The sequence below is a fragment of the Thermacetogenium phaeum DSM 12270 genome, assembly GCF_000305935.1.
Lineage (GTDB): Bacteria > Bacillota > DSM-12270 > Thermacetogeniales > Thermacetogeniaceae > Thermacetogenium > Thermacetogenium phaeum.
Genome location: NC_018870.1, coordinates 1,890,935 through 1,912,461 on the forward strand (window position 1 = coordinate 1,890,935; position 21,527 = coordinate 1,912,461).

Here is a 21,527-nt window from a genome sequence, read left to right on the forward strand (position 1 = left end):
GATATGGCTTCTGATGAGGAAAAACGGGAAAAAAGGCTGGCCGCAGAAGTGCTGAAACGCCTGAGCAGAGAACATCCGGACGCCGGACCGCGCCTTCACTTCTCCAACCCCTATCAGGCGCTGGTGGCCACCATCCTTTCCGCCCAGACCACCGATGAACAGGTAAACAGGGTAACACCCATCTTCTTCAAAAGGTATCCGGATGTAACGGCGCTGGCCCGCGCCAGTGTAGATGAGGTGGCAGACGTCATCAAGTCAACAGGGCTGTACAGGTCGAAGGCCGCCCATCTCGTGGCCGCAGCCAAAAAGATAGCTGCCGAACACGGCGGAGAGGTGCCAAGCGACCTCCACCCCCTTCTGGAGCTTCCGGGGGTGGGGAGAAAAACCGCCAACGTCGTCCTCGCCAACGCCTTCGGCAAACCGGGGCTCGGAGTGGACACCCACGTCCACAGGGTTGCCAACAGGATCGGCCTATGCTCGGAGAAGCACCCCGAGGGAACGGAGAAGAGGCTCAAGGAGTTGCTTCCGGAAAGGGATTGGGGAAGAGCCCACCACCTCCTGATCTTTCACGGACGGCGGTTCTGCCGGGCGAGGAAACCGGAATGCCCCTCCTGCGTTTTACGGGACATCTGCAGAAGCTCCCCTTCAGCTTCACTTAAGTGAAAACTCCGAAACACGGTTGACCCTGAGAACCCCAGATCGGATTGTTACGTGGCTTTAACCAGGACCGGCTCCGGGCCACGACCATTTCCAAGGAACGGGGATAGTTAGTTAAACGGAATGCATCCACCGGGAGAATATTTATCGGTATCTCGAAGAGCCAAAAAGCTCGTGACTGCACATAGGGTCATCCGGTGATTTTGTTAATTCGCTCGTTTTCTAATCGCTGACATCAATTCTGGTCATCATCCCTCCCGGAAACTGGTCATTGTTCACCAGGTGATGGTATTCTCTATCGTACAGGTAGTATTGCCCGGGAGTGGTCGGAGCAATGACGATATCGGCACTTTGCCCTGAACCCAGGGTAATGCCCGTTATTTCATAGGTGGCATCCAACGACGGGCTTGCCAGGGGGAAGCCATCCTCGGCAATCACCCTGCCCACAAGACCGCCCAGATAAAAAGTGTGGTTCTGAAAACCGGCATTGATAACCCTTAACAGCACCCGTTGCCCAACCCGGCAGCTTACGCCGGACCCATACGGCTGGCCGGAGTTATTGTTGCCGTTAAGGGTATCGGGAAAACAGCGTCCGTTAATCACCCAGTAGTCAGGTTTGAACCTCAACATATTGTAGTAGGCTCCGGGGACAACGCTATTGTGCATTGTGCTATCGATTTCGGCCAGGACCAGTACCTTTTCAACGTCATAAAAAGAACCCGTCCCGGAACCATATGCCGTCTTATAGTTGGGATGACCCGGCGTATTATAGCCGGGTGGCCTCACCACAATAACGCCGTAAATACCCATTTGCACCTGTTTTTCGGAGTTGAATCCGCTTTCATACAGATAGATGCCGGGTTTTACAGCTTTAAACTGATAGACTATGAACAGATCGGAGGATTCGTCCAGATAATCGGCCAATGAGATCATGATCCTTCCTGAATATTGGGGCTGGACGGGCTGAGGGATAAAAGGGCCGCCCGGAAATTTGGTTACCATCACATTTTCCTGCCCGGGAAAAATCAGGGACAGCGGTTCCCCTAAAGGCTTCATGAAATTAGCAACTAAGTTTACAACCACTCGGTCGCCGGCCACAGCCTCTATGAAGGGACCCGGAGTTTGGGGAAAGCCGAACAATTCACCGGTTAAACCCCAAAAGGGGATGCTTTTGCCAGGTAAGGACAGCAACCCGGCGGCAACCTGAAAATTCTTGATAACAATCGCCATGCATAGACGCTCCTTTCCGCAGATTACTTCAGCACCCCGATATCAGGGGAAAGCGAAGGATAAATGGCAATCCAGGTCATCATCCCGCCGGGAAATTCACCCCAGTTGGTTATCTGCAGCTCTTCATGGGAATGCAGCATAAAGTAATACTCACCGAACTCATTGTACGAAATAACCCCTACCGGGATATCACCTTTTACCCCGAAGTAAGGACTGCCGCTCCACATCGTCCATCCGGCATCGCCGATACCCATATTCCTCAAGTTGGGTAGGGTTGTAGGGATGGGGTTATCAGGGGTGAATCCCAAGCCTTCCCAGCGATAAATCAGATCGTAGGTCTGACCCGCACCGACCAGGACGGTGAAGCGTTGATAAGAGAGATCCGTACCGCCATTCCTCAGCAGCCTCCCATCCTTTCCGATTACCCTGGTATGTGCGCCATGAGGGTGAAGGGGGTGGTTATCAACGCCGGCACCGATATACCGCATCAGTATCTTTTCACCAGGCTGCCCCATGACCATGGAACCATACGGCTGGTGAGGAAGGTAATCCACGTCGTCCATCATCATTGTGTCAACGGCACAACGTCCATTCAAAGTCCAGTAGCGGGGTAGATATCTATTAACAAGATACGGCCTGCCCTCTTCCACGGCCTGGTGCAGTTGGGGGTCAATTTCCCCTGTTATCAACAGGTATTCCCGCTCAAATTCCGTATCCGTCCCGGCGCCGTATGCCGTCCTGTATTCCCTGACATCCGGATTGTAATCGGCAGGCCGCACCACCAGGGCTCCATACAACCCCATAGGAACCTGTTTGTGGGGGCTGGAGCCACTCTCGTATACGAATGTTCCGGGATGTGTAGGTGTAAACGTATATGAAACCGTTCCTCCCGGTTCGGCATGATTGACAAAGGACTTCAACCGGCCGTTGATATATTGAGGCTGAACCGGTCGTTCCTCCACCATGACTGCCGTTTGGCCCGGAAAGAAAACGGAAACAGGTTCGGACAGAGTATTGAACAGGTTAACGGTCACCGTTTCCCCCTGCTTAGCAATAATATGAGGGCCCGGCAGCAGCGCAGGACCGGTTTCCTCTTTTGCAAAACCCCAAAAATAGATGCTGTTGCCGTCTGGGGTGCTCAAATAGCCTTCCTTGGCCCAAAGGTTTATTACAGGCATCTTGCTCTCTCCTTTTATTCTCATAGGTGTTACTGGTTATGCCGGCACCCGTTCCACGTCTAAGGCGCCGGCAATACCCTGATTTCCGTGATCATCCCGCCAAACGATTTCCCCGCATTGGTATTCTTGTGCCAGTTGCGGTTATAAAGGGGATAGATTCCGGCAGACGGAGCAGTAAAGATCGCATCAACAGTTTGCCCCGCAGCAATAAAGATTGCATTCCTCCAGCGGCTGAGGTCTTCACCGTTATATCCCCGCAGCTGCCGGGCATCAAGCCCCACGACCTTCAAAGATATCCCCAGCACCTGGATGCTGTGCTGCTGATATCCAAGGTTTACAAAACGCAGCAACACCTTCTCCCCCTCGTAAGCCTCAATGAGGGATGAATAAGGTTGCATAGGCAAAGACGGGTCAGCGGCGGGTCTGACCGTGTCCGGATAGCTCCGCCCGTTGATTAACCAGTATTCCGGGCTGTATTCCGTCCAATCGAACTCCTGGACATTTTCCAGCAGGTAATGGGGTTCGGCATCCAGTTCGGTCAGAAAAACTAGAGCTTCCCTGTCAAAGGCGGTGCTTTCGTCATTGTAGGCGAACTTCCCTCCCAGATCTATTTCCAGCCGGGGACGTACCGTCAGGGGACCTACCATCCCCATCTGGATATGCTCTACAGGTTCAAAATGGCAGTGATAGATGTAGGTACCGGGGTCCAGCGGCCGATAATAATAGGTGAAATCCCGGCCTACCGGAACGGAGATCGACGCCTCGGGAACTCCATCCCATATAGGAATTTGATTGGGAAAACCATGCCAATGTATGGTATGGGTGTCATCCAAATCCGGCCGGTTCGGAAAACCCAGGTTAGTCAGGGTTAAATAAACCTCATCACCCTCGTAGACTTGCAGCAACGGGGCAAGCAGGGTAGCCCTGCCGCGGTATTCAAAAATCCGGTCTTCAGGAACACCGGTAATATCCACAAAACCAAATATGTAGTGCCTGGTACTGTCGGGCATAACAACCCACCCGTCTGTTGCACCAAAACGCTTTCTTACTGTAGCCATCTCCGACGCTCCTTTCCAGGGCTAAGGAACGAGCATGTGCTCATAGGCCCCGATATCGTAGCCCGTTCCCTGGGGCCTGGTATTGCCATCGAAATCTTTTTCCGGGGCATTAAAGGTTTCAGTCTCTCCGGCGACCCTGTCGATACCCCGGTCGATCACCGGGGAACCCCCGGTAAGATGGTAATCACCGGTTAGTTCGGGATCAACGGTCACTATCCTGACCGACTTGAAGTCCGGTTCCATATTGAATGCTACAGCCGTTACCTCAGTATCGTACTCACTCACAAATTCCGGATCCACGTAGATATTGTTGCTGCCTCCGTCATACGATCGTGACAAGCTGCAGTATTGAGGATTAAACAGAGCAGGGCCCCCAAAAACCTCTAAATCCATAATGTTAACAGGTTGCGGGTCCCCGGCGGCCCCTATGCCGCCGATGCCCCCCCTGCCGTTGTTCAGATCCTGATTAAAAGTACCGGCTCTGTTATCCCAGAAAATATTATTAAACAGGACCGGATCGCTGTAACCGGGAGAGCCGGGGTGCACTACATCGAGGTAAGCCCGGAAAGCAGCACTGTGAGGTTCACTTACAAGCCCGGCGCCGTGAGGCCTGCCGTCGCTGTCCTCCGCCGTGGCAGTAGTGATGTTCTTGGCAATGGTGTTGTTCACAATTACGACGTTGGAGGCATCATCAAGAGCTACGCCACCCCCCAGGTCGGTGGAAACATTGTTGACAACAACGTTGTTGTAAATGTTGATCCGGTAATCCAGGGGCTGCAGCAACCGGATCCCCCCGCCGTCATCGTTGGCAAGGTTGCCCTGGATGAGATTATTATAGATATCGACCTCCCCCGAGCCGGCAGTCAGTGTTTCCGGGGGGACGGGCTGTTCCCCGCCCACAAACACACCTGCACCCTCGTCAAAGGAGGCGTTAAACAGCACACGATTATGGTGGATCTTACCACCGGGGCTGTAACCGTAGTGGGATATGCCTCCACCGTATTCAGCGGAGTAATTGCCGCAGATATCGTTATAAGCGATTTCGTAGTTGTCGGCACCGTTGAAGATACCGATACCACCGGCCAGGCTGATGCCGCCGTTGTTCAGGATGCGGTTGTGGTGGATGTAAATGTTATCATTGTAATTGTCTCCGACATAGGCCGTTCCGATGGTAATAGCCCCGCCGAAACCACCACCGTTGCTCTGGATAATGTTATTGCTGATAACCAGATAACTGCAATGTGCATTAACATATATTCCGCCGCCCTCTTCACCCCTTGCCCCGGTGATCCTGAAACCGTCCACCTGGGGTCTAAAGGCACCGCTGAACGCCCCTGCTCTGGCAACCACAGTTAATACCTGGCCCCTGCTTATCTCTTTTACCCGGTCTGGTGGCACCAGTTCCGGCCCGTCAAATTCAATACCGGACAGTTTGTCAAGCCACCTGTCGCGATAAGTTAGAAAGAAGCGGCCATCGATGACGGTTCCCGCAACTGCGGATCCGTCCGGCCTGATGCCTCCGGGTCCCCGACCCTGGAGCTTGACGTTCTTGTACAGGATCGGGTTTTCGTAATAAGTTTCTGCTGATACGACAATAATTGCCCCGTCAGGCGCACTGTCTATAGCATCCTGAATAGTGGTAAAATCCTGTGTGCCATCCTTTTTCACCGTAATGACGGGCGGCCAGTATACCCCCTGCCGGCGCAGGTGAAAGGTGATGCCTGTCGGGCTGGTTTTTCCGGCGGCGTTGGTTACCAGCAGTTGCGTAGGGCCCGGGGGTACGGCATTGAATCCCCGGGGAACAAGGACACGAATGAGCCGGTCGGTCCACTCCAGGATGTCGATTTCCTTCCCGTTCAAGGTTACCTTACCGGGAGAATCCCCGAAACCCGTGCCCAGTATGGTAACAGTCCGGTTATCATCATTCTGGTGCATCACGTTTGCCTGGATACGGCTGACCCGGAATATTTGAGGTGTATCTGCCGGAACAGCACATTGCGGGGGCTGCGAGAATTGTGCTCCGGGCGTTCCGACAAAAGCCGTGATCGGGAATAAGGCCACATCGGCATAAGTTGTTTTCCCGGGCCAGACATCAAAAACCATCTTCAGGGTCTGGTAATTAGGGTTGTAGTGCTCATTGGGATTGTCCGGATCCCCAGGATCGTTCCCGATGACCTGGTACATCCCCGGGGCCACTCCGGAGGGGGTAGGTACATTACGGGTGTAGGTGGACGGTAACAGCACCTCGAAGATGCCGTTGACATCGGAATGAACCGTGGTTATCAACCTGCCGGCAAAATCCCTGATGCCCACGGGGGTGTTGGGGATACCTCTTTTTTCACCGTAGTATATGAAACCAGGATTGGTCTCGAGGTTGACATCATCCAGCAGGAAGCCAACAATGCGGCCGGGAATGGGAACATCGGTATACAGGAAGAAGTCGGCTGTGGCGTTAAGCCCTTCGGAAACCCTTACGATCTTCTTGGTGGTATCAATGCCGGGAGGTGCCGGGTAGTAAGGCGGGGGCGCCATGCGCATGAGAAAAGTTTGGGCACTTCCTGCGAATTCATCCCCCTGATCGGTATTGACGGAGCCATCCCTATCAATCGCCTTATATCCGGTGGGTGGTACCACCTCCACGATATAAGTGCCGGAAGGAAGCGGTATTTCTACCGCATCGGGGTGGCTGTAATAAGGATCCCAGCAGGTCTCAAAGGCGTAACCGCCGTCAAACCCCCCGGGTCTGATCTGGTTGGAGATGTTGGGAACCTCGGTACAGTTCTGGTCAACGTTGCCGTCGGGATCCATGCACCCGGTGGGGTGTTCCCAGGCCTCTGTAGTAACGGTGTTGATAAGGTTTCCCTGAACCACTTTGCCGTCCGAATCCGTAATTGCTGCGTAAAGGTTAAGGGTTACGTTCGGAATCCCGGGTTCGTAATCTTCGGCGATTGCATACCTGGGGTCGGTCTCGTTGCGCATGGTGGCATAATAAACCATGCCGGAAATACCCCCGTTCTCTCCCTTTTTGTAAACCCGTTTGCCCCAGTCAATACGGTTGGTTTTGGCCGCCCATGTCAGCTCGGCCAGGGTTAAAACATCTGTGTAGGTCTGAGAACACCTGACGTAATTACCGCGTGCATCACGGCACAAAACGGCGGGGTTCACAGGATCAGGCACCGGGATGCCGTAATCGGGCGTAGCTGTTGCCCCGGTATATCCCAGACGGGTAAAACCCACCTCTGCCACAGCAAATCGTTCCAATTCAAAAACCTCATCTAAGCTATAATCCCCGTGCATATCCGTTATCGTCCGGTACTGAATACTGCCGTCTTTAAAACGGGTGCCAACCTCAACACTAGGGACACCACTTTCCCCGGGGTCACGGACTCCGTTCCCGTTGCTGTCGTTAAATACGGTGCCCTTGATATACCCGAACCATCTGGGTATACCGATATCACCCATAGCGACCGTTTCACCGCGGCCCACCTGAACAGTGCGAAAAGAGATAATATGATCCAGAGGTTCATCCCAGATAGCCATTTGATAAAGCCCCGGTGGAACGTTCTCGATGGTAAAGTTGCCGTTGCCGTCCCCGCGCCCGGTATAAACCTGCTGGTCGTTCGCTCCGATGTCGCTGAGCGCTATCCAGGGGCGGTCCACGGGATCCCCCAGAGTCAGCGGTCTGAAAGGAGGGATGAATTCAATGATGGTGCGCACCCTGCCGGTAATTCTCCCTGTCTCCCAGGGGCGTGGCGGGCCGAATTCCATCGGCCTGACAAACCCTATCCATACCAAGGGCATCCGGAAACCCTCCCTGGGGCTGTAACCGTCATTACCTTCCTCTATCCAGACATCTATTGTATGAGTCCCTTCAATGGTAGTCGTTTGGATCCAATCCGTGCCGTCCGGCGGAATGGCCTGCACCCCGTATTTTCCGGGAGGAAGGTTGTCGATCAGAGCGTCCCCGTTACTATCAGTAAGGATTTTTCCCCCTGTACCCGGAACAGGAACGGGTTTACCTGTACCGGGGTCAAGAATCAAGTTGCCCGAGGCATCCCGTTCATACTCCGTACCAAGCGGGTTACCGAAATAGTCTACAGTCACCTCACCGACTGCATCTGTAATTATTACTCTGAACCCTTCCAACCCACTTTCCAGCGGCACGTCGTCCTCTCCGTTAACCGGCCTGTTGTCGTGAAAGACATGCACCCTTATTCTGGAAAGGGGTAAAGGATTGGGATGCAATTTAATTTCCACAGTTTTGTCGGTACCGGTCGTTGTCACCCAATTACCGCCCAACTTGTAACCTGGAGCCAATACAGAAACCAGGTATCGGCCGTTGGGGAGTGACACCACCGGTTGTGAGGTATCCGAAGCTTCTCCCACAGCAACCACCGGACTGTGACTGGCCCCCGGTCTTAATGAAGGAAACAAACTCGGATCACGTTCTTCTTCAGGAAGTTCGACCTGGGGATCGCCGACGTTGTTTTCGTTGACAATGTATTTGAATGTTAAAACGGGGACACCGGTGATAACATCTCTGGCTATAACAGTAAGTTTGCCGTTATCCACATTTCCGTCATGAGGACCGTTCACCTTAATAACAGCCTCCTCAACTGTTTATTAATTAACGATTCTCTTTGCCTAAACTGTCCTGGACCAAAGAAAAAAATTTTCTATAATATATGAATCAAAGCGTTAAACGGTACCAGCCGAAATACTTATCAGGAAATACGCCGAGGTAATTCGAGTAGCTGGAAGATGGTCTTAGAAGAACCCATTAGAGGATGGTAAAATAAATCAAACAGGCGGGGATTGAGGGACCCCGCCTTTGAAGGTCGGTTTTCAGCGTCAAAATTGATTTCTTCTGCATCGCAGATAGAGCGCCTGGCTCCTCAGCCCACTTTGGCCTCCCACTTCCCACACCGACCGCCCCATCGGGCGATCACTTCGCCGTTCTGATAGAACTGCACCACTTCGCACATGTTGGGGCAGCCCTTGCAGATAAAGCTGCGCGCCTGGAATTTGAAATCGGTCACCTCGAACCCCTTGAACTTCGTAGCGCCGCCCGTGCGCTGCACCGCCTCCCGGGCCAGGATTGCCGCCCCCAGGGCGCCCATCACGGAAAAATACTTGGGAACGATCACCTCCTGCTGGAGGGCCTTCTCAAACGCTCGCTTCATCCCGGCGTTAGCGGCGACACCCCCCTGGAAGGCGATAGGAGGGAGGATTTCCTTACCCTTGCCGACATTGTTCAGGTAGTTGCGCACCAGCGCCTCGCAGAGGCCGGCAATAATATCCTCCACGCTGTGGCCGAGCTGCTGCTTGTGGATCATGTCGGACTCGGCAAAAACGGCGCACCTCCCGGCGATCCGCACCGGGTTCTCCGATTTCAGCGCCAGTTCCCCGAACTGCTCAATGGCAATGTTCAGACGGGCCGCCTGCTGGTCCAGAAAGGAGCCGGTTCCGGCGGCACAAACCGTATTCATGGCGAAGTCGGTGACGATCCCGTCCCGCAGAATGATAATCTTGGAGTCCTGCCCTCCGATCTCCAAAATGGTCTGCACACCGGGGACAAACCGGGAGGTGGCCACCGCATGGGCGGTGATTTCGTTTTTGATAACATCGGCTCCGATCATAACGCCTGCCAGATGCCTGGCGCTTCCCGTCGTACCCGCAGCCCGGATCACCACATCACCGGGAACCTGGTCTTTAAGCTGTTCCATGCCCTCCTGGATAACCCTGATCGGCTGTCCTTTGGTCCTGATATACAGGGAGGCCAGCACTTCATCTTGTTCATCGATAACAACTAAGTTGGTGCTCACCGAACCCACATCGAGCCCCAAAAATCCGTCTCTCACCAGCTATTCCTCCCAGCAGGCGAACTTACTGCAAGTCGCTTTTCCCTAGCTTTTTTCTGCTCTCGCTTCCTCTGAAGCAAATCCAAAAAGGCCTCCAGCCTCGTTAAGACACCGGTTACCGCCGTCTGCTCATCGATAAAAATGGTCATGACGGGGATCCCCAGTTCTCTGCTGACACGGGGGAGAATACCTTTGGCCACGATCTCGGGGATGCAGGAAAAGGGCGCCAGCTGAATGACGCCGTCATAGCCGTCCCTGGCATAAAGCACCGTCTCCCCGATGCTGTTGATGCCGTGGCCGCCGATCATTACCCCTAGATAGGGATGGGCAACTTTATGGATATCCCGTTCCCCGACATTCCCCTCCTTGACGACATTCTTCTGAGTGTAAGAAGTCAGCCAGATGGAGCGGTTGCTATAAACCCCTCTCTCACCCAGCAGCTTCTGAATGTAAAAATTCACCGCAGGCTCCAGAACGACGTAAATCTCCCCCACAATCCCGACCCTTAAGGGATCGCGGCTCCTGTCCTGGGGCACCCTGGAGATAAGCTTCCTGGCCTCGTGGCGCGCCTCCTCAATCTCCTCCAGAGTATAGGCCTGGTCGAGCATGGAGAGCCCCTTCTTAAAGGCCTTTTCCGCCTCCCCCTTGACGGTCTCATAGGGCATGACCTCATACATCAGATATTCTATTTCATCAATGGCTTCAAGCTTGGTATACCCCTTTTTGATCAGCTGCCAGAAGCGGCGCCAGGACATGCGCCGGGGCTTGACCATCCTCAGCTTCTTGATAAAGTCCAGGATATTGGAACGTGGCGGGTCGAAGATCAGCACCGTGAAGTTGCACCCGAGTTCATCGAGGATCTTCTGGTGCATGACGCCGTAGTACCCCGCCCTGCAGGGGCCAACGCCACCTGAGGATATCGCCATCTCCGCCCCCATCTCAATGGTTTCCAAATAGGTGCCCAGCAATACCTTGAAGGGGATGCAGGCAAACTCCGGCGCATACCGGACACCCAGGTCGAAGGTCCTCTTGCTGGGTTCCGGCGGGATCACCGGCTCATAACCCAGGTCGCTGATTAACATTTTAAAAGCAATATAAGAGTAGCCCATGTGCGGAAAGGTAATTTTCACTCCAGCCCTCTTCTCCTTTTCAACATATCTACAAAAGCCTCCAGACGGGTCTGGATGCCCCCGGCCCCAGTTTCCTCATCGATGGAAACGGCAAGAAAAGGCACCCGCCCCCGCTCCCGGGCTGCATACTCGAGCAGCCTATCCAGCATGGCATCAGGGCCGCATGCAAATGCCGTAACGTGCACTATTCCGTCGACCAGACCTCTGTTCAGATAATAAAAGGCGGCATGCAGGGCGCGGTTGGAATAGTGCCAGAACATATGCTTCGGCATTACCCCTGCTTCCCTCAGCAGCGAACGGGGCGGTACCATTTCGGCAGTGAGCACAGACACCCCGAGGCTTTCCAGGCGTTTAATCAGGTCAAGGTTGGTGAAGCGATCATAGACGGTGTAGGGATAACCCAGGACGGCCAAAGAAATGCCCGACCGGCCCCTCTTCGCGGCAACAGTTGGACGTTTCTTTAACCCCTTCTCTAGGTACTCCATGGCCTTCTCCGGCATATTCCCCTGTAAGAGCAGCTGCTGATAGCGCCGGAAAACACCCCTGGCACGCCAGTAGGCCCGAACGACGGTGGAGAAATCGGCTCTAAACCTCTCTCCGAGCTCCCTGCAGATGCGAAAAAGCTCGAATCTTCCCCGAGCCAGATCAACCCGGGTTTCCAGCACCTCCGGCAGGCCGCTGATGGAGGCTCTGAGGAGGTCGGGAAGCCCCCGGAATTTCGGGCAGAAGGTTTCGGTCCCGAACCTGCGGACGCTGAGGAGGCGAGGCACAAAAAGAAGATCGACCTTATCCTTGATCTCCATGACGTGCCCGTGATACAGCTTGATGGGGATGCAGGCATCATTAACCGCCTCCGCGACTCCATCATCAAGAGTCTTTTGGGTGGTAGGAGAGGAGACCACCACCTGAAGCCCCAGCTCCTCGAAAAAGGTTTTCCATAAAGGATAATACGAAAAATAAGCCAGATACCGTGGAATACCAACCCGGACCGGCATGGCGGCTCCAACCTCCTCAGCACCTGCAGGAATTTGCTTCGACACCTTTCAGCCAGATATCCAGAAATTGTGCCAGCTCTCTTTCTCCATCTGCATTCTCCCGGTCCTCCGCCATCTCCTTCCAGACAAGGTAGCCCCAGAGAGCGGCCAGCAGCGAAAGGGCCATCAGATCGGCATCGAGGCGGCGAAAATCGCCGGCCACCTGCTTTTGCTTGATCGGTTCTCTGAGCAGGTCGATAACCGGCCTGGCAATCTTCTGATACATCGCTTCTCTGACTTCGGAGTGGAACTGGGCTTCGTAAAAAAGCAGCTTCAACATTGGAAGGTATTGTTGAATTGAGCTTAACTGATCCTTGATGAGGCGGATTAACAGCTGAGGATCGCTCTCGCAGCCCTTCCTCTCAATTATTCCGGCCAGGGAAAGCGCAATTTCCGGCTTTTGGAAATTGTTGACCGCCTGCAAGAGAATACCTTGAAGGATCCCCTTCTTGGTGCCGAAATGACGGAAGACTGTTCCCTCGGCTACGCCTGCCTTTTGGGCGATCTCGCTGGTAGTCGCCCCTTCAAAGCCCTTCTCTGAAAAGACCTTAATAGCAGCTTCAATGATCTTTTTTTGGGTACAGTTTAAACCGGAACTCATTTCCGGACGATGCCTCCAGGGAACTCTTTTATGAGAGTGATTACTCACTCTCAGATTATAGGTAAGATCGCAGTTCTTGTCAACAATTAATGGCATTACGGCCAGCTTTGTACCAGGTATGCCAGGGGGAAACACAAGGCACACCATCTTCCAGATTAATTGTTGAGAGAACACTCAATACTAAGTCAAGGAGGTGAGAGGGGTGAGGCCAAAGCCGTCAAGCGCAAATTTCTTCTCTGATGAATTTGATACCAAGAATAAAGAGGCCACGGAAGAGGCATCTCAGGATTACCTGAGGCTCCCGGATGTGGATTGGTAAGCTTAGGCGATGACAGGAGCAACTCACCTGCTGGCCGGTTCTGCCGCTTACATATTACTAAAGGGTAACAAAGTGCTCACACCTGTGGTAGCCACTGGCTCCCACTTCATCCTTGACGCCATCCCCCATTACGACAACATCGCCTGGAACTTTCCTCTCGGCTTTTTTGCCGTCACCTTCCTCCTGTACACCGCCTGGCTCTGCAAAGACGGCTTCATTGTATTGAGTGCTCTGCTGGGATTACTGCCGGATGCCAACTGTCATTTCGGCTGGAGCCAGTCTTTAGCCGAATTCCATCGACAGTGTCACTTTACAGCGAGGGGGGAGGTTCCGATCTGCTTTTTGTACCTCGAGATCTACTCCTGTCTGATCTATTGTTACCTGGTCATAACCAGGTACCTCCCCCGCGCCAGCAGGTCGGGGCAAACCGCAGAGAAGATATTGTCTTACCTGACCGCCGGGCTAGGCAGCTTCCCCGCCCGACTGCACTCCAAACCAGAGATAAATCGTGAGCACTATGTAGTAAAGGAGACCAAAGGCAAAAAAGCCAGGAAGGATGACGGCCTGGAGAGCCTGCAAGAGGGTAGGAATGGTAAGGGCGTAAACAGATATCTTAACCCCCTGCCCGTAGGTAAGGCGCCTCTGTTGAAGCCGGGAGAACAGGAGGCACAACAAACCTGAAAGGGCAGCGGTACACAGTTTGGCCAGGAAAAAATAGATAAACCCAAAGATCACGATAAAAACCGCCGTCAGCTTGAGAGAGGGGAGCCACTCCAGCACATCCTCTTTGGTTACCGTTAGGTCCTTGAAATTCGAGAAGTAAAAGATTTGAGTTTCGAGGCTGTTTTTTTGAACAATTTTCGTTTTGGAGACAAAGACGCCGTTCTCATAATCCTGTAAGATGCTTTCATCGGTCTCGCCGCTGGTATCGACCACAATAATGTTCCTGCTGCCGCCTCTCTCGTCTTCTAAGATCAACGGCATCTCCCCGAAGACCTGCAACTCCCCGTTTTTTAACAGAAAATCCGGTGCTTCCCTGCTGAACTTTTCGGCCAACCTGTCAACTTCCCTGTTAAAATCATAGACGAAGGAGAGCAGCACCGGTGTGCCCAGAAGGAGCACGAGTAAAACCAGGTAGCCGATTACCCGTCTCCAGGGATGGCCGGCAAAATTCCGGTATGCAGAAAAATTGACGGCACTGTCGTTCATGTCCTTAAAAAAACCCCTACGGTGCCCCTTGGAGAAATCATCCACTTGTGTTACCCCCTCTTGCTGATCACCCGTCATTGAAGAGGCCGGAGGTCAGCCGGCGACCTGCAAGATCCCAATGGAATGCTGCAATTCAGTGATGGGTGCCTTCCACCACCCGGACGCCCTTCTTTTCAATGATCCTTTTTATCTCCTCCTTGTGCGGGCAGCGGGGATAGTCATCCTCAAGCATCATGCAGGAGGAGAGATGCACCACATTCAGACCGTGCGGGAGCAGCTTTTCCACCAGCCGCCGCCCCCGTTGCCGGGGGCCCGGGAACCCTCGCAATGGACGCCTGCGGACAGGCACCTGCAACACAGCAACACCATATATTTTACTATAAATTTTTCCGAGTTAGCAGCGGCTAACATTGTTTCCCACTGCTATAAAAAGAAGCAAAGGAGGAAAAAGCGGTGCCGGGAAAGCTCTTGCCCCTTTCACAACTTCCGAACGGCGAAACCGGGAGAGTAGCCCACCTCGCAGTCGACGGCCTCATCAGGCGACACCTGATGGATCTGGGGCTGGTGATCGGATCCCACGTAGTAGCGGTCCGCCGCAGCCCCTCGGGGGATCCTACCGCCTTCAATATCAGGGGTGCAATCATTGCCCTGCGCAATGAGGACGCCGGCCGGATCCTGGTACACATCGACTAAAACTGCCGGAGGACAGGAGAATGGGATTAACTTTTCTATCATCCGGGAGCAACGCCCCCATCAAACCCTCCCGGCCGAAGCCCCTCCCCCGGCGGCCGTTAATTGCCCTGGCGGGGAATCCCAATACCGGAAAGAGCACGTTGTTCAACGCCCTGACGGGGCTGAGGCAGCATACCGGCAACTGGCCGGGAAAAACCGTCCTGAAAGCTACGGGGACATATTACTACAGGGACAAAAAGTTTCTCCTGGTGGACCTCCCGGGAACCTATTCCCTGCTGGCAAAATCGGCGGACGAAGAGGTGGCCCGGGATTTCATCTGTTTCGGGCACCCTGACGCCATCGTAGTGGTCACCGATGCCACCAGCCTGGAACGCAACCTGAACCTGGTGCTGCAGGTTATGGAAATCTCCCCGCAAGTCGTGGTCTGCGTCAACCTGATGGATGAGGCCAGGAGAAGAAAGATGCGGGTGGACGTGGAGGCTCTGTCCAGGGAACTGGGAGTCCCCTGCATCCCTACCGCTGCCCGGAACGGTGTCGGGCTCGAAGAGCTGAAAGAAGCCATTTACAACGTAGCGACCGGGAAAATCACCCCCTCCCCCAGGCTGGTCACCTATGCCCCGGAGGTGGAGCAGGCCGCTGCGGAACTTGCGGCGCAGATCCGCCCCTATCTTCCCCGGCGGGTGAATCACCGCTGGGTCGCCCTGCGCCTGCTGGAGGGTGACTATAGCATCGTCGAGGCCATCTGCGGCCACCAGGACGAGGAATCAGAAAAAGCCGCCAGGAGGGAGGTTGCGGCATGGGCTCGCTGACAACTCCCCTCTCCTCGCTGCTTGCAGAAATTGACAAAGAAATATCCCCCGCCCGAAGGCAGGAAATCCGGGACTCCATCGTCGGCAGCATCTACAGCCACGCCGAGGCCATCGCCGCCAGGGTCGTCCACTACCAGGAGCGAAAAATGAGGTGGGACGAGAAAATCGACGATGTGCTCACCTCCCGCCTGCTGGGAGTACCCGTCATGCTCGCCCTGCTGGGATGCATCCTCTGGCTGACCGTCATCGGGGCCAACTACCCCTCACAGGCACTTGCCGCCGGGCTGTTCTGGCTGGAAGAGCGCCTGACCGCGCTTTTTCTGTCGGCCGGCGCTCCCGCCTGGCTGCACGGGGTCCTGGTGTTGGGAATGTACAGAACGCTGGCCTGGGTTGTCTCCGTCATGCTCCCCCCAATGGCCATCTTCTTCCCCTTGTTCACCTTGCTGGAAGACCTGGGATACCTGCCCCGGGTGGCCTTCAACCTGGACCGCTACTTTAAAAAAGCCTGCGCTCACGGTAAGCAGGCCCTCACCATGTGCATGGGCTTCGGCTGCAACGCCGCCGGGGTGACCTCTTGCCGGATCATCGAGTCACCCCGGGAGCGTCTGATCGCCATTCTGACGAACGTCTTTGTTCCCTGCAACGGGCGCTTCCCCACCCTGATCGCCCTGTCGCTGGTCTTTATGGGGGGCGCCGCTGCAACCCCTTTCAGAACGGCCGCAGCAACGGCAACGGTGGTGGCTTTGGTTCTGTTGGGAGTGGCGGTCACCCTCTTGATGTCCTGGGTGTTATCCAGAACCATCCTCAAGGGAATCCCCTCATTTTTTACGCTGGAACTGCCCCCTTACCGCAAACCCCAGGTCGGCCGCCTCCTGGTTCGCTCCCTGCTCGACCGGACCATCTTCGTGCTGATGCGGGCGGTGGTAATGGCAGCTCCCGCCGGCGCCTTTACTTGGATCCTGGCCAACACCCACATCGGGAGCTTGAACATGATCTCTCACCTCACCGGCCTGCTGGATCCCTTCGGGCGCCTTCTCGGGATGGACGGTGTCATTATCCTGGCCTTTATCCTGGGGCTGCCGGCCAACGAGATCGTCCTGCCGATCATGATCATGTGCTACGTTTCCGCAGGCACCATGCTGGAACTGGACAGCCTGCAGGCCCTGCAGGCCTTACTGGTGGATAACGGCTGGACCCGGCTTACCGCCCTCTCCGTGATGCTCTTTTCACTGCTCCACTACCCCTGCGGCACCACCCTGCTGACAATCCACAAGGAGACGAACAGCCTGAAGTGGACCGTTCTCGCCGCCTTGATACCACTGACAGTGGCCGCTCTCACAACCTTTCTCATGGCGCAGCTGGCTACCGTCCTCGCAAGGCTTTAACTGCTACCACCCCCAAAAGGCCACCTCCTATAATCACAAATGCCGGAAAATACGTCATGTAATAGCCGAGCCAACTGTAAACAGCCTCTCGCAGTGAAACAACAGCAAATACCAAAACAGTAATCACTACCCCCAGCAGTGCTCCCAACAACCCGCCCCAAAATAAATACAGCACACTTTTACGCAAGGTTGGTACCTCCTGACATTAAGGGGAGAAGGGGGAGTGCCTTATCAGCGCATTCTCCGGAGCAGTTCGTAGATCAGCCGGGCGGTGACACCCCAGACAATCCGCGGTCCCATCCGATACACCAGGATCCGATGGGTTCTGGAGCCCCAGGGCCGGGAATAGCGCTTCGGCAGCCCCAACTCTGCGCTCGGGAACAGGATTCGCACCTGCCCGGTGTTTTCTTCCGTGTAGGTCGGGTGCACCCGTACCAGAGCCCGATATTCTTCGGGTGAAGTATTTTCAAAGCGCGACACCGGAATGGTGAAGGCGGACTTAACCTCGCTTGTGTTGATGCGCAGTTCATCCAAGCCCCGAAGCCGGCATACCCCGACATAGGCGTCCACGATCGCCCCCATCGAGGTGTACAGAGTACCCAGAGCGCCGAGCAGCTCCAACCGCTCTTTCGCAATCCCTAACTCCTCCACCGTCTCCCGGATTGCGGTTTGCACCGTATCCGCATCTTGTTCCGGGTCGAAAGCCCCTCCGGGGAAGCAGATCTCTCCACCCTGAGGGATCTCCAATTGGCGTTCCTCAAGGACAAAGTGGTATTCCCCGTCCACCGGCATCAGCAACATCAGCACGGCGGTGTTAAGGTGGTCCTCCCTGCCTAAGAGGCCCGGCCGGTCAGATAGCCGGTGCTGAAGCTGCATCAATTGTTCTCCAGTCATCTAAGAGACCCCCGTCACAACGCATCAGCCCTGCTTCTTACCCCTCCCCGGCATCCCCGACCGATCCGGGGAATCCCCTCAGAAGAAGGGCACGAGACTAAAAAGCGGCGTTCCAGCCGGGTGCCAACCCTACCAACATGCAGTTTAGCAGGGGCGGGCAGCCTGCTCCAGCAACCGGTCCAGAAAACCCCGCTCCCGGAACCGTTCGTAGGCCCAAAGACCCACATTGGCAGCTGCCAGCGCCACAAACCCCGCCAGCCCCGTCACTCCCACCGTGAGGTCGCTGCCTCCGGCTATCACCATGATAGCCAGTGCCGCGGTGCCGTTAAGAGCGCCGTGGACTAAAGCAGCCGCCAGCACCGATTTCCCCGCCAGCCGCAAGAACCCGAACAGAGGTGAAAGAAGCAGACACCAGATGATCATCATGAAGACTCCCGCCACCGGGTGCTGAGGGTAATTGTGCCCCTGCAGGATTAAGGGCGCATGCCACACACCCCAGATGAATCCGATCAGCAAATTGGCCCGCCAGAACCCCAAACCCGCAGTCTCCCGCAGTAAAAAGCCTCTCCATCCCAGTTCCTCCCCGAAGGCAAAGACGGCATTGATTGTAGCACCGGCGATCAGTCCCTGAACCAGGGCTATCCACAGGGGGTGCAGCGGCATTGCTTCCATCTGCCGCTGCATCTCCGCTACCGTCTCGGGCGGAAACACATGCTGGTAACGCTGAAACATTCCGGAAAGGCTGGGATCGTAGGTAACCCCGGGCAGGAGCAGGCTGACCCCCAGGGCGGCAAAAGCAAGCGCCGGAGGGAAAAGCCAGGCGGCCACCCACCATTTATTTGGCCGCCAACAAATGCCCATTGTGGACACTACCGGCTCTCGATAAGCAAAGCGCTGCAGCCCCACCACCACCAGAGTAGGGATGAACATGTAAGCCATTCCGGCAAATTGGGCCAGGAGGGTATTCCAACGAAGGTGGACACCGAAATAAAGAAAAGCGGCAAAGGCATAAGAAAGAGCCAATGTTAAAACGGTAAAGGTCAGCGCTCGCTTCAAAATCTTCACCCCTTTGTTTTTTAGCAACGGAATTCGCAAGGTTGGTTTTCCAGCCAACTACAGGAGACACGACTGTTTAAGGTGGGCCTGCGCCTGCTACAAGAAAGGAAGAGGTCTTTAAAAATACTTTCGCGCCAGTCTTTTCACTTTATTTCACTATCTTATTTTAATATTCCGGTTCTTTCTCAATCATTTTATCACAAGTACAACGGATTCTCACCAATAATTCATGATCTCAGATGGGTCAAACAGGCATTTCCTTCTTCCCCGCATCCTTCATCTTCCCGGATGACGGCTCACTCCGTAGCAAGACAGGAGGTAAAGCCGCCTCTTGCCGCCCTTCGCCACAGCTAGGCTCCCGACAACCGAGGCCCACATTTTCTGTCGAGGAAAAAGAAGGAGGCGGCGAACCGCCTCCCATTATATTGAAGACACCTGGAGGAAGGGAACCTTTTTCAGCATTCGGGCTCAACAAGGCGATCAAGGATTACGGAGCCTATTATTATACTGACTTTCAGGTATCAACCCCCCCAGGTTCTTGGCGTCAACTTCTCAATCATGGTTTGGATTTCCGATTCTTTTCTTATGATTCCGTTCTCCGGCAGGTCGCGCAAAAGGCGCGCTTTCTCCGGAGGAGAATCTTCGCTCATCTGCCGCTTATCTCCCTTTTTGTTGTGAAAAATAGGGGGCAGCTGGCGTCCCTGTGCGCTTCTTTTGCCGTTCTCCTTCTCCTTCTCATTGCCGACCATGCGGTTGTTGACGGTATTCATGATTTCCGTAAGTGTGGCCGGGCTGACCCGGTGGTAAAGGGCAAGGGGAAGTACCGCCATGATGTCGCTGATCATGACCTGGCTGCGCTTCCTCAAAGCGCAGTGCAACAGAGCGGCCTGCCGGATCGCTTCCAGCGCCCGGAGGCTTTCGATGTTGAAGTTGATGTAGAGGTTGGCCAGAAACGTCGTAAGGTAATCGGGCATCGTCAAATCGCTGTGCAGGGCTATGTTCTCCAGGTTTTTTCGCAGCTGTTCCAGCTGGCTGCGCTCCTGTTCGGAAAGCTCTCTGTCGTTCTTGGCTTCCTCCGTCGTCAGAATATCCACCACTTCCTCAGGGGTGGTTGGCCTGCCCATGGGGATGACCAGATCGAAGCGGTCGGACAGCTGCCGGCGGATCTCCGCCAAAGGCCCCGGCTCTTCATCGGGGTTTGATGCCGCCCAAACCGAAACCGCAACGGGAACCTCGACGACGGGAAGGCCCGTTTCCTCTATCTGGACGCGCCCTGGCTTGGTGCCCATGGCATCGAGGAGAACGTCCGTTATTTCCGGCGAGGTGTCTGCCAGGCGGTTTATTTCGTCGACGAAGACTATCCCCCTGTGCGCCTGAGGGATGATGCCGGGCAGGAGGGCCGCCTCCGGTCGGGAGGGATTGGTGAGCTTGGCCAGGTCGATAGTCCCGGCGACCGTACCGATCTTGGCGGAATGGGAGATTTCCAAAAAGGGAACGGGAATCTGTTCTGTGCCCAGGGCGGCGATCTCTTCCGGCGTCATGTTTTTGTGCTGCGGGCAGTGAGGTCGCTCTGGGTCGCAGTTGTAGAGACACCCCTTGATGCGGGTGATCTTCGGGAGGATCTGTGTAACCGAGCGCATGATAGTGGTCTTTCCCGTGCCGCGCAGCCCTTCTGCGTGAATGTGCAGGGGTCTTCCCTGCAGGGTGGAGACAAGGGACATTTCTACGGCCAGGAAGAGAGGAGCGTTCCCTTTGTGACGGGTCAACTGGAGGTAGTTTTTCATTTCGCTTTTGTTTCTCCTTTCTCAAGCCTTTAGTTGCAAGAGCAAACGTGTGGAAATCTGACGGTTCGGGAGGATAATCTTGTCAGACGCTTGATGGGGGGAATATAAGCGTAAGGCGCCGGTCAACGTGGAATCAACGGCGTGCATTTCAGCGTTCTGTGAAGATGCCGCCTTAATGGCAAAGTAAATTACCGTAACCCGGAGCAGGAAAATGGAGAGAGATTATTCTTGGGCTGTTGAGCACCGAATGGAAAAAACAAAAAGAACAAAGCAACGGCGGGGGGATGAGGAATAGCTACCCTCCGTTACTCAGAGTGCTAATAGAATCGATATTTTTGACGGGACATCTTCACAGAACAAATTTTTTTCAAGATTATTCAGCCCCCTTTAGCCCCCTGCAGCACATTCTATTCGGCCAAGATAGTGAGATCATTTCAAAAAATCATTTATTCGTGGCCAAATTATAGAGATTATCGTGTATTATTTTTAATACCTGTAAGAAAGCAGAGCAGAATCACTGAGGAGTTGGGCTAGCGCTGCCCGCGATAAGGACAAAAAATATGGTGGAAATCCTAATTCCACCATGGAGCCGAAAATTATCGCACATACTTCAATTCCTAATCCTTGAA

At 54.6% G+C, this 21,527-nt stretch carries 18 protein-coding genes; 4 read left to right on the forward strand and 14 right to left on the reverse strand.

Annotated elements, in window-relative coordinates; all coding sequences use genetic code 11:
- The first annotated feature begins 3 nt into the window (after positions 1-3).
- Positions 4-663, forward strand: a complete 660-nt coding sequence (gene nth, locus TPH_RS09310) for an endonuclease III (RefSeq protein ID WP_015050947.1) — start codon at positions 4-6, stop codon at positions 661-663.
- A 216-nt stretch (positions 664-879) separates the two neighbouring features.
- On the opposite strand, the gene TPH_RS09315 is transcribed toward nth, so the two are convergent.
- The 10 genes from TPH_RS09315 to TPH_RS16000 form a co-directional block, all read right to left on the reverse strand.
- Positions 880-1,887: a cupredoxin domain-containing protein gene (locus TPH_RS09315; protein ID WP_015050948.1), complete on the reverse strand. Its 1,008-nt coding sequence runs from the start codon at positions 1,885-1,887 to the stop codon at positions 880-882.
- Positions 1,888-1,910: 23 nt separating this feature from the next.
- The gene (locus tag TPH_RS09320) at positions 1,911-3,065 is read right to left on the reverse strand and encodes a multicopper oxidase domain-containing protein (RefSeq protein ID WP_015050949.1); all 1,155 of its coding nucleotides are present in this window, start codon (positions 3,063-3,065) and stop codon (positions 1,911-1,913) included.
- 59 nt (positions 3,066-3,124) lie between these two features.
- Positions 3,125-4,123, reverse strand: a complete 999-nt coding sequence (locus tag TPH_RS09325; protein ID WP_015050950.1) for a multicopper oxidase domain-containing protein — start codon at positions 4,121-4,123, stop codon at positions 3,125-3,127.
- A 21-nt stretch (positions 4,124-4,144) separates the two neighbouring features.
- Positions 4,145-8,719 (reverse strand): SdrD B-like domain-containing protein, encoded by a 4,575-nt coding sequence (locus tag TPH_RS09330; protein ID WP_015050951.1) that lies wholly within the window; start codon positions 8,717-8,719, stop codon positions 4,145-4,147.
- Positions 8,720-9,018: 299 nt separating this feature from the next.
- A complete protein-coding gene (locus tag TPH_RS09335; protein WP_015050952.1) occupies positions 9,019-9,984 on the reverse strand; it encodes an acyl-CoA dehydratase activase in 966 nt (321 codons plus the stop codon).
- Positions 9,981-11,114: an acyl-CoA dehydratase activase-related protein gene (locus tag TPH_RS09340; protein WP_015050953.1), complete on the reverse strand. Its 1,134-nt coding sequence runs from the start codon at positions 11,112-11,114 to the stop codon at positions 9,981-9,983. Before TPH_RS09340 ends, TPH_RS09335 begins: the two co-directional genes overlap by 4 nt.
- On the reverse strand, positions 11,111-12,109 hold the full coding sequence (locus TPH_RS09345) for an acyl-CoA dehydratase activase-related protein (protein WP_015050954.1): 999 nt from the start codon (positions 12,107-12,109) through the stop codon (positions 11,111-11,113). Before TPH_RS09345 ends, TPH_RS09340 begins: the two co-directional genes overlap by 4 nt.
- Before the next feature lie 16 nt (positions 12,110-12,125).
- Complete coding sequence (locus TPH_RS09350; RefSeq protein ID WP_015050955.1) at positions 12,126-12,749, reverse strand: TetR/AcrR family transcriptional regulator; 624 nt, start codon at positions 12,747-12,749, stop codon at positions 12,126-12,128.
- A gap of 781 nt (positions 12,750-13,530) precedes the next feature.
- On the reverse strand, positions 13,531-14,322 hold the full coding sequence (locus tag TPH_RS09355) for a DUF1189 domain-containing protein (protein WP_015050956.1): 792 nt from the start codon (positions 14,320-14,322) through the stop codon (positions 13,531-13,533).
- Between the two features lie 88 nt (positions 14,323-14,410).
- Entirely contained in the window at positions 14,411-14,563 is a 153-nt protein-coding gene (locus TPH_RS16000) for a CGGC domain-containing protein (protein ID WP_236608779.1), read from the reverse strand.
- A gap of 167 nt (positions 14,564-14,730) precedes the next feature.
- Here TPH_RS16000 and TPH_RS09365 point away from each other — a divergent pair, with 167 nt between their 5' ends.
- The 3 genes from TPH_RS09365 to TPH_RS09375 are packed head-to-tail and all read left to right on the forward strand — an operon-like array spanning position 14,731 to position 17,164.
- Positions 14,731-14,970 carry a FeoA family protein gene (locus tag TPH_RS09365; RefSeq protein WP_015050958.1) on the forward strand — a complete coding sequence of 80 codons (240 nt, stop codon included), beginning with the start codon at positions 14,731-14,733 and terminating at the stop codon, positions 14,968-14,970.
- A gap of 20 nt (positions 14,971-14,990) precedes the next feature.
- Positions 14,991-15,779, forward strand: a complete 789-nt coding sequence (locus TPH_RS09370; RefSeq protein ID WP_015050959.1) for a FeoB small GTPase domain-containing protein — start codon at positions 14,991-14,993, stop codon at positions 15,777-15,779.
- Positions 15,767-17,164: a nucleoside recognition domain-containing protein gene (locus TPH_RS09375; RefSeq protein WP_015050960.1), complete on the forward strand. Its 1,398-nt coding sequence runs from the start codon at positions 15,767-15,769 to the stop codon at positions 17,162-17,164. The genes TPH_RS09370 and TPH_RS09375 overlap by 13 nt, the downstream gene beginning before the upstream one ends.
- Here the strand turns inward: TPH_RS09375 and TPH_RS09380 are convergent.
- The 4 genes from TPH_RS09380 to TPH_RS09395 all read right to left on the reverse strand — a co-directional run bounded on the left by TPH_RS09380 (position 17,142) and on the right by TPH_RS09395 (position 20,898).
- Positions 17,142-17,351: a hypothetical protein gene (locus TPH_RS09380; RefSeq protein WP_015050961.1), complete on the reverse strand. Its 210-nt coding sequence runs from the start codon at positions 17,349-17,351 to the stop codon at positions 17,142-17,144. The genes TPH_RS09375 and TPH_RS09380 overlap by 23 nt on opposite strands.
- A gap of 44 nt (positions 17,352-17,395) precedes the next feature.
- The gene (locus TPH_RS09385) at positions 17,396-18,058 is read right to left on the reverse strand and encodes an NUDIX hydrolase (protein ID WP_028990910.1); all 663 of its coding nucleotides are present in this window, start codon (positions 18,056-18,058) and stop codon (positions 17,396-17,398) included.
- A 144-nt stretch (positions 18,059-18,202) separates the two neighbouring features.
- Positions 18,203-19,123, reverse strand: coding sequence for a CPBP family intramembrane glutamic endopeptidase (locus TPH_RS09390; RefSeq protein ID WP_345940311.1), 921 nt, complete (start codon positions 19,121-19,123; stop codon positions 18,203-18,205).
- A gap of 512 nt (positions 19,124-19,635) precedes the next feature.
- A complete protein-coding gene (locus tag TPH_RS09395) occupies positions 19,636-20,898 on the reverse strand; it encodes an ATP-binding protein (protein WP_015050964.1) in 1,263 nt (420 codons plus the stop codon).
- Between the last annotated feature and the right edge of the window lie 629 nt (positions 20,899-21,527).

Coding starts and splice junctions, on each gene's coding strand:
- nth (WP_015050947.1), top strand. CDS start 4: ATGGCTTCTGATGAGGAAAAACGGGAAAAAAGGCTGGCCGCAGAAGTG.
- TPH_RS09375 (WP_015050960.1), top strand. CDS start 15,767: ATGGGCTCGCTGACAACTCCCCTCTCCTCGCTGCTTGCAGAAATTGAC.
- TPH_RS09325 (WP_015050950.1), bottom strand. CDS start 4,123: ATGGCTACAGTAAGAAAGCGTTTTGGTGCAACAGACGGGTGGGTTGTT.
- TPH_RS09320 (WP_015050949.1), bottom strand. CDS start 3,065: ATGCCTGTAATAAACCTTTGGGCCAAGGAAGGCTATTTGAGCACCCCA.
- TPH_RS09385 (WP_028990910.1), bottom strand. CDS start 18,058: ATGACTGGAGAACAATTGATGCAGCTTCAGCACCGGCTATCTGACCGG.
- TPH_RS09345 (WP_015050954.1), bottom strand. CDS start 12,109: ATGCCGGTCCGGGTTGGTATTCCACGGTATCTGGCTTATTTTTCGTAT.
- TPH_RS09350 (WP_015050955.1), bottom strand. CDS start 12,749: ATGAGTTCCGGTTTAAACTGTACCCAAAAAAAGATCATTGAAGCTGCT.
- TPH_RS09370 (WP_015050959.1), top strand. CDS start 14,991: ATGGGATTAACTTTTCTATCATCCGGGAGCAACGCCCCCATCAAACCC.
- TPH_RS09395 (WP_015050964.1), bottom strand. CDS start 20,898: ATGAAAAACTACCTCCAGTTGACCCGTCACAAAGGGAACGCTCCTCTC.
- TPH_RS09315 (WP_015050948.1), bottom strand. CDS start 1,887: ATGGCGATTGTTATCAAGAATTTTCAGGTTGCCGCCGGGTTGCTGTCC.